General features: G+C 69.4%; 2 protein-coding genes. Both read left to right on the top strand.

Translation table 11 applies throughout. The features are described 5' to 3' along the window. Positions 1-58 precede the first annotated feature (58 nt). Positions 59-1,027: a hypothetical protein gene (locus ACFVXE_RS38985; protein WP_389678530.1), complete on the top strand. Its 969-nt coding sequence runs from the start codon at positions 59-61 to the stop codon at positions 1,025-1,027. A gap of 135 nt (positions 1,028-1,162) precedes the next feature. Further along, complete coding sequence (locus tag ACFVXE_RS38980) at positions 1,163-1,450, top strand: hypothetical protein (RefSeq protein WP_389678528.1); 288 nt, start codon at positions 1,163-1,165, stop codon at positions 1,448-1,450. Positions 1,451-1,969 lie beyond the last annotated feature (519 nt).

The following is a 1,969-nucleotide window of genomic DNA, read 5'->3' as shown; positions in this document are numbered from 1 at the left end:
CCGATACCCCAGTGCCGGATCAGCGGCGAGACCCTGCGCCGGGAGAGGTTGTAGACGGATGGGCGGGCTGCTCTCCGAACTGGGCAAGAAACTCGCCGAGCGGTGGCTGTCCTTGCTGGTGCTGCCCGGCGCTCTCTACCTGGCCGTCGCCGCTGCCGCCCATGCCCTCGGGCATGCCAACCCCCTGGACGTTTCCCGGCTGACCGACCAGGTCACCGCCTGGGCCACTGCGCCTGCCACCCGCACCCTGGGGGGCCAGGTGGTGCTGCTGCTCGCGATGCTGGCCGGCTCGGCCACCGTCGGCCTGGCTGCCCAAGCCCTTGGTACGTTGGCCGAACGCCTCTGCCTGGCCGCCGACTGGACCACGTGGCCGTCCTTGCTCCGCAGCCGCGTCGGCCGGCGTGTCACCGCCCGGCAAGGCCGCTGGGATATCGCCGCCCGCCACTGGCACCGACACCGCGAGGACGCTGCCCGTACTCGAGCTCGCGGCCGGCGGGCCGACCCCACCCCCCGCCTGGCCGCGCACCATGTCTTGGTGCGCATCGCCGTCGAACGTCCAGCCCGGCCGACCTGGAGCGGAGACCGCATCCATGCCGCCGCCGTACGCTTGGACCGCGACCAGCACCTCGACCTGGCCACCGTATGGCCGCACCTGTGGCTGATCCTGCCGGACGCCGCCCGCGCCGAGATCACCACCGCCCGCCAGGCCCTTACCCGGGCCACCACCCTCTTTGCCTGGGCCCTGCTCTACCTGTCTCTTGTCGTGTGGTGGTGGCCCGCCGCCCTGATCACCACAGCCCTCGCCCTCACCGGCTGGGTACGCACCCGCAGTGCCGCCGACAGCTACGCGCTGCTGCTGGAGGCCGCCATGCGGGTACACGCCACCGCTCTCGCTCGCCACCTCGGCCTGGATCACACCGGCCCCCTCACCCGTGAGGTCGGGGACGAGCTGACCCGTCTCCTGGCACCCAGTCCACCCGCCACCACCGCCGTCCTGTTGGCAATGACGGCTGTTCATGCGGGGTGAGTTCGCGGGGGGTGGAGCAGCTTGGATGTGCCCGGGCTCCTGGGACGCGACCCGGTCGAGTCCCGCTCCTCGATCTTGAGGCGAGTCCTCGGCGAGGTACTTTGGCTCCGTCAGATGGACGGAGGGAGAGGGCAGATGTCGCATCAGGGGATCGATCCGGACCGGGTCGCAAGGGTCACTGCGCTCATCGCCGAGTGCGGGCCGTTGCTGAGTACCGTAGACATGGACGCCGTGCAGGAGCTGCTGAGTGCTCGGGCGGTGGGTGTGATGGATTCGATCATCGTCACGCGGGAGCTGCTCGGTGCAGGTCCGACCGCGCTGGGTGAGGCGAAGGACATCGTGTTGTCCAGCCCGTCACGAAGTGTCGAGCGACAGGTGCATCGGGACCTGGTGGAGGGGCTGCTCGACGGACTTGATCAGTAGATCTTGATCATGTGGATGAAGAGGGACGTCAGCCGTCGTCGATATCTGCGGGCCTTCGCAGGGCCGCGTAGGCAAGGTGGTCCGTGCCGGCTCGTTCGGCGTAGCGCATCGCGGTCTGGGACTGATGCCGAGAGCGTCGACTCAACCTCCTGCCGGGCCCAGAGCATGCGGCGGTGTGCCTCCGGACGACCGTGTGTCCAGAAAAGAGATCAACGCTTCGGCAGCACCGCCCTGACGAAGGACTCGGATGCTCCCGAGACGGTCTGACCTGCAAAATCCACCTTGCGGGCGAGGACGGACTCCGACCGCCGGCCCTGCTGATCACACCCAGCCAGTGGGGCGACAGCCCACAGAAGATCCCAGTGCTCGAACGGATCCGGGTCAAGCGGCCAGGTGGTGGGCACCGTGGCCGCGCTGCCTCAGGCTCAAGAACTGACGCCCCCAGCCGGCGGACGGTCAGTCTTCGTACAGGCCGACGCCCTCACCGGCCGCCGCGCGCACCAGGACGTGGGCCAGCTC

The sequence above is a fragment of the Streptomyces sp. NPDC058231 genome (genome assembly GCF_042882275.1).
Lineage (GTDB): Bacteria > Actinomycetota > Actinomycetes > Streptomycetales > Streptomycetaceae > Streptomyces.
The sequence above is the reverse complement of the archived record's forward strand: the minus strand, read 5'-3'. Positions and strand labels throughout refer to the sequence as shown.

Coding starts and splice junctions, on each gene's coding strand:
- ACFVXE_RS38985 (WP_389678530.1), top strand. CDS start 59: ATGGGCGGGCTGCTCTCCGAACTGGGCAAGAAACTCGCCGAGCGGTGG.
- ACFVXE_RS38980 (WP_389678528.1), top strand. CDS start 1,163: ATGTCGCATCAGGGGATCGATCCGGACCGGGTCGCAAGGGTCACTGCG.